At 70.8% G+C, this 7,254-nt stretch carries 7 protein-coding genes and 3 pseudogenes; 5 read left to right on the forward strand and 5 right to left on the reverse strand.

All coding sequences use genetic code 11. The features are described from left to right. Positions 1 to 46: 46 nt before the first annotated feature. From ACF07B_RS08505 to ACF07B_RS08520, 4 genes are read right to left on the reverse strand one after another with little or no spacing between them, the layout of a single operon-like run. Positions 47 to 799 carry a glycosyltransferase gene (locus ACF07B_RS08505; RefSeq protein ID WP_392178286.1) on the reverse strand — a complete coding sequence of 251 codons (753 nt, stop codon included), beginning with the start codon at positions 797 to 799 and terminating at the stop codon, positions 47 to 49. After that, positions 796 to 1,410 carry an SAM-dependent methyltransferase gene (locus tag ACF07B_RS08510; protein ID WP_392178287.1) on the reverse strand — a complete coding sequence of 205 codons (615 nt, stop codon included), beginning with the start codon at positions 1,408 to 1,410 and terminating at the stop codon, positions 796 to 798. Before ACF07B_RS08510 ends, ACF07B_RS08505 begins: the two co-directional genes overlap by 4 nt. Continuing rightward, on the reverse strand, positions 1,407 to 2,177 hold the full coding sequence (locus ACF07B_RS08515) for a PIG-L deacetylase family protein (RefSeq protein WP_392178288.1): 771 nt from the start codon (positions 2,175 to 2,177) through the stop codon (positions 1,407 to 1,409). Before ACF07B_RS08515 ends, ACF07B_RS08510 begins: the two co-directional genes overlap by 4 nt. Next, complete coding sequence (locus ACF07B_RS08520) at positions 2,174 to 3,169, reverse strand: acyl-CoA dehydrogenase (protein ID WP_392178739.1); 996 nt, start codon at positions 3,167 to 3,169, stop codon at positions 2,174 to 2,176. Before ACF07B_RS08520 ends, ACF07B_RS08515 begins: the two co-directional genes overlap by 4 nt. A 668-nt stretch (positions 3,170 to 3,837) precedes the next feature. Here ACF07B_RS08520 and ACF07B_RS08525 point away from each other — a divergent pair. The 5 genes and pseudogenes from ACF07B_RS08525 to ACF07B_RS08545 all read left to right on the forward strand — a co-directional run. Next, positions 3,838 to 4,020 (forward strand): annotated as a pseudogene (locus tag ACF07B_RS08525) (phosphatase PAP2 family protein); the annotation flags it as partial. Positions 4,021 to 4,304: 284 nt separating this feature from the next. Continuing rightward, entirely contained in the window at positions 4,305 to 4,676 is a 372-nt protein-coding gene (locus tag ACF07B_RS08530; protein ID WP_392178740.1) for a phage holin family protein, read from the forward strand. Continuing rightward, positions 4,673 to 5,122 (forward strand): DUF3618 domain-containing protein, encoded by a 450-nt coding sequence (locus tag ACF07B_RS08535; protein ID WP_392178289.1) that lies wholly within the window; start codon positions 4,673 to 4,675, stop codon positions 5,120 to 5,122. The genes ACF07B_RS08530 and ACF07B_RS08535 overlap by 4 nt, the downstream gene beginning before the upstream one ends. 4 nt (positions 5,123 to 5,126) lie before the next feature. Next, a pseudogene (locus tag ACF07B_RS08540) lies at positions 5,127 to 5,379 on the forward strand (DUF4235 domain-containing protein); the annotation flags it as partial. A 518-nt stretch (positions 5,380 to 5,897) separates the two neighbouring features. Then, a pseudogene (locus ACF07B_RS08545) lies at positions 5,898 to 6,633 on the forward strand (FAD-dependent oxidoreductase); the annotation flags it as partial. Between the two features lie 45 nt (positions 6,634 to 6,678). Here ACF07B_RS08545 and ACF07B_RS08550 read toward each other — a convergent pair. Next, complete coding sequence (locus tag ACF07B_RS08550; RefSeq protein WP_392178290.1) at positions 6,679 to 7,254, reverse strand: DUF305 domain-containing protein; 576 nt, start codon at positions 7,252 to 7,254, stop codon at positions 6,679 to 6,681.

The raw sequence follows: 7,254 nt of genomic DNA on the forward strand, positions 1-7,254 counted from the left end.
TGGCCGCGCTCAGCCTCACGAACTGCGCGTCTCCCAATGCCCGGCGTCAAGCCAGTCGCACGAGGTCCGGTGGTGTGGGACCGCTGTGACGGGCGCACGCCATGCGGCAGGCGAGGAGGTCCGCGAGGCCACCCGGGGCCCGCCCGCGCAGGCGGGCGGCGGTCTGCACGGGGTGCTGGTCGGTGCGGGCGATGCGATGGCCCGCCGCGGACAGCCGGACTGCGAGGTCACGGTCTTCGCCGGTGGGCAGGGGGGCGAAGCCGCCCACTCGCAGGTAGGCCGCAGCGGACACGCCGAGGTTCGCACCGTGAACGTGCGGGTGCTCCCACTGCCCCTGTGCACCGCTGAGCCGACGGGTGCGGAAGTAGCCGGCGTCGTGCCGGGCCACGAGGAGGGTGTTGGCCGCGGTCGGTGCGAGGCGGATGGTGCCCAGGACTGCGTCGTAGCCTCGCCGCGCCCAGGTGGCCTGAGGGGTGAGCCATGCTGCGGGCACGGTGGTATCGGCATCCGTCATGGCAAGCCACACCTCCGGGCCGGCGTCTGCCAGCAGCTCCAGCGCGTGCTCGATGCCGGCAGCCCGCGCAGCTCCCACACTGCGGCAGCGGGTCTTCACGACGCGGGCTCCCCCGCGGGTGGCCAGAGTCGCTGTGGCGTCCGTGCAGGCGTCCGCTGCCACCACGATCACGACGGGCGTCGACGCCGCTTGCGCGGCGGCCGCGTGCAGACTCCGCAGACAGGCAGCGATGCGGTGTTCTTCGTTGTGCGCGGGGACGACGACGGCCACAGCTGAGGGCGTCACGCGAGACCCTCCGCGCGGGCCGGAGAGAGCACCGGGCCCGGACCTGGACTGTGTTCGTGGACGGTGAGGGTGAAGTCGGGATCGTCGTAGCGGGCCAGTCGGCTCAGGCCCGTCAGGGTGTCGAGGTGGTCGGCGACGTCGCGGCCCGTGCAAGTGTGCTCGGCCACCGGGTGGTTCCAGTGCACCGTGACCAGATGGCCGGCCTCCCTCAAACTCTCCACGCTCTGGTGGAGCAGCCGTGTGCGGGTGCTGGTGTCGAAGTAGTAGAGGAGTTCCGACAGCACGACCAGGTCGAAGGAGTCCTCGGGCCACTGGTCGGGCACCGTCGTCTGCCGCACCGTGACGTGGTCCAAGCCGGTGGTGCGCCGAGCCGTGGCTTCGACGGCCGATGCGACGCGGTCGGTGGAGAGCAGGTGATCGCATCGGGCGGCAAGGAGTTCGGTCAGCACGCCTATCGAGCAGCCGGGCTCGAAGGCCTGCAGGTAGCGGGGGCGGGGCAGAGCCGCGACGGTCAGGGTGTACTTGCGGTGTTCGTACCACCGCTCTCCGAGGTGCCAGGGGTCGGCGGCGTGGGCGTACTGGCTGTCGAAGTAGCTTGCGGGGGTGTTCACCGGATCACCGTCTCGAAGGTGCGGGCGTGGTGGGCGATCTCCTGCGCGGGCAGCACCGGCGCGGTGCCGGAGCCGCGTGGTTCCAGTTGGCTGGTGAACCGTGCCAGGGCTGCCTTCTTGCGGTCGATCACAGCTGCAGACAGAGGGAGAACACAGGCCCGGTGCCACGGCACGCGGGGGTCGTTCGGTCGGGCCCAGTGCCACATCCACACCGGGTAGGACCACACGGGCGTGGAGCGGTCGCGGCCGGCGCGCTGAGCGGCTCGACCGGCGGCCTCGTGGTCGCTGTGCAGGTCGCCGTCCCACGGCGCCACGCACACGGCGGCCCCGACGGTGTCCAGAAGGTCGCCGATCACGGCTTGCGCGTGGTGCTCGTGCTCGTTGAGGGCCGTATCGGGCAGACCGGCATGCACGGGGGCAGGCAGATCGCCGAGCTCGCCCAGCGCTGCGGCCAGTTCGCCGCGGCGACGTGCGGCCAGCTGTGCCCGGGCCGACGTCGTCGCGGGACCGTGGGAGGCTTCCCCGTCGCTCAAGCACACCGTGTGGACCGCGGCACCGGCGTGGAGAAGGGCGGCGATGGTGCCGCCGAATCCCAAGACCTCGTCGTCGGGGTGGGCAGCCACCACGACGACGGGACCTGTCGGCAGGACCAGGTGTGGCAGGTGGTCTGGCAGTCGCGCCTGCTGCCACTCGGCCTCGTCGGTGCCCTGCGCATCGATCGCTGCGGCGGCGGCCTGCCTGGCAGCGCCAGTCCGTGGCGTGCTCATCGTGCTGCCTCTGTCGGGCCCGTGGTCGCCAGGCGGCCGAGTTCGGCCAGATTCGCCTCGGCATGGTGCTGGCGCACGTAGACCGTCAAATCTGCCACGGCGCGGGCGTGCCGTTCGTCGTGACACAAAGGCCCGGCACCCGTGGCACGCCCGACGTGGTCCACGACCTCGGTGCACACCTTTTCGGCCAGGGCCCGCACGCGCAGACTGCGCACCCGTGCTTCCTCGCGTTTATCGAGGGGGTCGGCGTCGATTTCCTGGCCGGCTTGGTGCAGCACGGTGTCGGCCGTGTGCAACAGCATGTCGACCGCTCCGAGGTGAGCGGCGGCGTGCTCGTTCAACCGCCCCGCCGCAGCTCTCTCGTACAGCGGCGCAGCGACGGCGTGGGCGCCGCCGAGCCAGCATGCCGCCACGCCGATTCCCCCGTGCTGGAAACCGGGCCGCGTCAAATAGCCCTCCACCCCACCGACGGCTCTCGCGGGCACCTCCGCGAACGACATGTCCAGGCTGTCGCTGCCGGCCATACCGATCGCCGGCCACGTCCCTTCCACCGGCTCCGCGCCCGGGTGCTCGAGCGCGACGGCGAACATACGGTATCCATCGTCGGCGTCTGCGGTGACCAGCGCATGGGTGCAGGTCCGGGCACCGGAGCAGTAGGGCTTGACGCCGCTGACCCTCCACCCCTGGTCCGTGCGTGTCGCATGCACGCCAGGGCCCGGTGGGCGCGCGGCCCAGACTCCCCACCGCTCCCCTGCCGCGGGCAGGGGGTGGTCCAGTTCGTTCAGGATGGTCACGGCGTCCAGGTGCCCCTCGGCGAGCCGTGCCAGGGACAGGTCCCGCCGTCCCAGAGCGGTGAGGACGGCAAAACGGCGCACCGTCGACCGGCCCGGCAGCGGCACGCCAGGGGCGTCGCGGTCGACGAAGTCGGCGAACAGGTCCGCAGGTCGTCGCTCCGAGGGACGGACGTCGTCGGACACACGGACCTCCTGCATACATCGTCGCGTCGTCGTGGGCACCCGCAGGCGTCTGAGTATCCGTAGGCTCATGCTCAAAACCCACAACACGGCTGGTCCTGCAGCTGGCGGCGCACGGCTCGGACCTGGTTGCGCAGGCCCTGTTACCCGGCGCTTGGCGCCACATCGCTGTGGCGCCGGTGTCGCTGACGTCACCGGTGATGGTTCCTTCGGCTCTGACGCGCCCGGGTTCGACGTCAATGGCGAACGCTTCAAGAGTGCCTCGGTGATCCGCTACCTGCGACCGCGCGGCTGCCGCGCCAGTCAGTCCTGAATACCAGTCGGCATCACGCAGTCGAACATGCGATGCCGCCCGACCTGTCGATTCCCGCAACTGTTGTCACGGCCCGTTGGAACGCTGACGGTGCTCGTTCTCGCGCATCTGGGGGCATGGCGGCCGATGTCGGCGACGCGGTCCGCGAGGTCGGGATGAGCTGGGCGCAGGGAAGGGCCTGTATCGGAGAGGGGGCCAAGGAGCTGGGCCGGTTCGCTGTGTCCGAGTGCGGCATGGATAGCCGTGAGTGCGTTCGTCGCAGTGGCGGGAAGATCCGGCAGGGCGGTAATGGTCCCGGCGAGCTGGCGCAGCGTGACGGCGTGGTTGTAGGCCCAGGACGTTACGGAACTCCGGATCGGGAGCGCTCGCCGTCGCGGAGTGGGTCTCCAACGGCGGGTGCAAGAACCTGGTCGACCAGCCCCGCCCGTCCCAGGAGTGGATTGAGCACGATGAGGCCGAGGACTGGCCCGCCTCCTCCTTCCCTTCCGGCCACACCCCGGCTGTCGCGGCCTTCACCGCCGCCGTCACCCCACGGTGCCGCTGGCCGACACCCTGATCGGCCTCTCCAGCGCCTGGCTCACCCGTCATTTTCCCCGCTGCTGCGGCATTGGCTGTAGCGACCACGCACCAAACCCGCAGCGCATCCCTGTTCGCGGCAGATCGCTTTTCTCCAGAACTCCACGGTCTGGGGTACTCGCGCAGTCACCGGACGGCCGGAACCCCCAGTGAGCACGGTCCGGCCGACAGGAACGAAACAGAACAGGAGGTGATCGCGTGTCGAGTACACAACCACGCGGCTTCGAGCCGGGCTGAGAGGCCCGCGACGTGGGACACGAGCCGGTGGGTGAGCTGTTGCAGCAGGCCTCGCAGCAGCTGACCGAGCTGGTGCGCGGCGAGATGAAGCTGGCGCGGGCGGAGATGACGGAAAAGGGCAAGCGTTACGGCAAGAGCGGGGGGCTGTTCGGCGGTGCCTCACTGGTCGGCTTCCCGATGCTCCAGGCGCTGGTGGCCACCGTGATCGCAGCGATGGCCCTGCTGCTGCCGGTGTGGGGCGCGGCCCTGATCGTCACCGCCGTTCTCGGCGTCATCGCCGCGGTCCTGGCTCTCAGCGGGAAGAAGCAGATCGGCAGGGCCGCCCCGCCGACGCCCCAGAGCACGATCGAGAACGTCAAGGCCGACATGGCCGAGATCAAGAGGAGCGCCCACCGATGACCCACGCGCCCGCCGACCCGCAGAGCGCCCCCAGCCCCGAACAGCTCCGCGAGCAGGTCGAGCGGCCCCGCCACGACCTCGGACAGACCGTCCAGGCCCTCGCAGACAAGACCGACGTCAAAACCCGCGCCCAGCAGAAGACCGGCGAGCTGAAGGAGCAGGCCATCGCCAAGACTGACACGCTCAAGGCTCGGGCCGCGAAGGCCACCTCCCAGATCCATGACAAACTGCCCGACTCGGTCAAGGACCAAGCAGCCCAGACGGCGGGCCAGGTCCGCGCCAGGGCAGCTCATGCCGGGCGGATGTGGGAGGAGAAGGCGCCCGAACCTCTGCGGCAGAAGGCGGCCCGGTCTGCGCAGCTGGCGCGGGACCACCGCACCGTGCTGCTGGTCGCCGCCGCGGGCGTCACCGTGCTGTGGGTGGCCGGCCGCCGCAAGAAGGGCTGAGCAGATGAAAGCCTCGAAGATCGCCTACAAACCGGTCGGGCTCGCCTTGGGCGCTGTCAGCGCGTAATCGCCGGGGCCGCTTTCAAACAGGCATGGAAAGTCCTCGGTCACGACAAAGACGCCACCGACGAGGACCGCACGTGGAGCGAGGTTCTCCTGGCGGCGACGCTCCAGGGCGCCATCTTCGCTGCGGTCAGGCCGCCGTCGACCGCGCTGGCGCCGCCACCACACGCAGCCTGACCGGAACCGGTTCTGGTCGGCGGTCAACGATGTTCTCCGCCTGCGGGCCCCTCTGGCCCTGGACGACGTCGAGGGTCACCTTCTCGCCCTCCACCAGCTTCACGCACGAGGCGCCGCCGGCGAGGCCTCGCAACCAGCGGTGTTGGAATCGGGGTTGGCGAGGATGTGCGCAAGGGCGTTCTGGAGCTGCCGGACGGCGTCTTCCGCCTCCGTGTATTGCTCAGGACTCGGAAGGACGGTGCCGAACGTTCCGCCACGGCTCGCGGGCAGGGCCCGCCAGCGCAAGACCGGTTCGAGCCCCGCGACAACTCGACCGCCAATTGGGATACGCGACTTGATCGCTGTGTAGGACAACGTCGGCGAGGTCGTCTTCGGGATCGATCTGTAGCAACGAGCTGGCGGAGGTGACCGTGCCCCAGATCTGGGCCGGAGTGGACATCGGCAAGGAACACCACCACTGCGTGGTGGTCAATGAGCGGGGCGAACGCCTCCTTTCACGCAAAACGTCCTGGACGCTTTCACGTGCGTCACCAGCCGCCATGAGGTGACCTTCGCCGACGGCACCGCCGTCACCACCGATCTGCTCATCGGGGCGGACGGCGCCTGGTCGCGGATCAGGCCCCTGGTCTCCGACGCCCAGCCCGTGTACACCGGCATCTCGTTCGTCGAGACCGACCTGCTCGACGCCGAGGCCCGGCACCCGCGCAGCGCGACCCTCGTCGACGGCGGGTTCTTCCTCTGCCTCGGCGAGGGGCGGGGCTTCCACGCCCACCGGGAGACCGACGGCAGCCTGCACGTCTACACCGCCCCGCGCGCCGACGAGGGCTGGCTGGACACCGTCGACTTCGCCGACGCCGCCGCTGCGAAGGCTGCGGTTCTCGCGCACTTCGACGGCTGGGACGAGGGGCCTGCGCGGCCTCGTCGCCTACGCCGACGGCGCGCTCGTCCCGCGGCGCATCCATGCCCTGCCGGTCGGACACCGCTGGGACCGCGTCCCCGGTGTGACCCAGCTCGGCGACGCGGCCCACCTGATGTCCCCCTTCGCTGGCGACGGCGCCAACCTGGCGATGCTCGACGGCGCCGAACTCGCCTAGTCCGTCGCCGCCCACCCGGGCGACCGAGAGGCGGCCCTCGCGGCGTACGAGGAGGCTCTTTTCCTCCGCAGCGAAGCGTCCGCCGCCCAGTCCGCCGCCAGCCTGGAGACGATGTTCGGCGAGAAGGGGCTGGAGCGGATGACCGAGTTCTTCACGTCCGTGCGGGACGGCGCGTGACGGGACTGCTCCCTCGCTGACGGTGACGGCCGACACCGGCGGCCGTCACCGGAGGGCGTCGAGCCGGGTGATCTGCTGGGCCACGCTCCTTTCGATGACGGCGGCGAGGCCCTTCGCCCGCTCGGAGCTCCCTGACGTCCGTTCACTCGCGCACAGCATGCGGACCTGGACCAGATGGGCCCGCAGACTCTCGGTGAAGAGGCGGTCGAAGCTCTCCCCCGTCACCGTCCTCGCCCTGCGCACTGTGTCGAGCGTGACCATGCCCGGCATGTTGTGCCCCTCGTGGGGGCGGGTGTCGGGAACACCCGAGACCTCCAACAGCTCACGCAGGTCGACGAGTTCGTCCTTCAATCTCCTTCCCGCCTCCTCGGCCCAGCCGGCCAGGGCCGGGCGACCGGTGCGGGCGGGCGCCAAGTCGATGAGCAGCGAGGCCCGTTCGTCCATGGGGATCATCAACTGGATCCATGCCGTGTCGGTGTCGTTGAAGGCGGCGGGCGTGGGGGGGGGGGGGGGGGGGGGGGGGGGGGGGGGGGGGCCGCCGCCCCGCCCCCCCCCCCGGGGGGCCCCCCCCCCCGGCGGCGGAGAACGCGGGCGGGGGGGGGTGGGGGGGGGGCCGCGCAG

The organism is Streptomyces sp. NPDC015532 (genome assembly GCF_043078065.1).
Classification (GTDB): Bacteria; Actinomycetota; Actinomycetes; order Streptomycetales; family Streptomycetaceae; genus Streptomyces.

Coding starts and splice junctions, on each gene's coding strand:
- ACF07B_RS08535 (WP_392178289.1), top strand. CDS start 4,673: ATGACCCACGCGCCCGCCGACCCGCAGAGCGCCCCCAGCCCCGAACAG.
- ACF07B_RS08515 (WP_392178288.1), bottom strand. CDS start 2,177: ATGAGCACGCCACGGACTGGCGCTGCCAGGCAGGCCGCCGCCGCAGCG.
- ACF07B_RS08520 (WP_392178739.1), bottom strand. CDS start 3,169: ATGCAGGAGGTCCGTGTGTCCGACGACGTCCGTCCCTCGGAGCGACGA.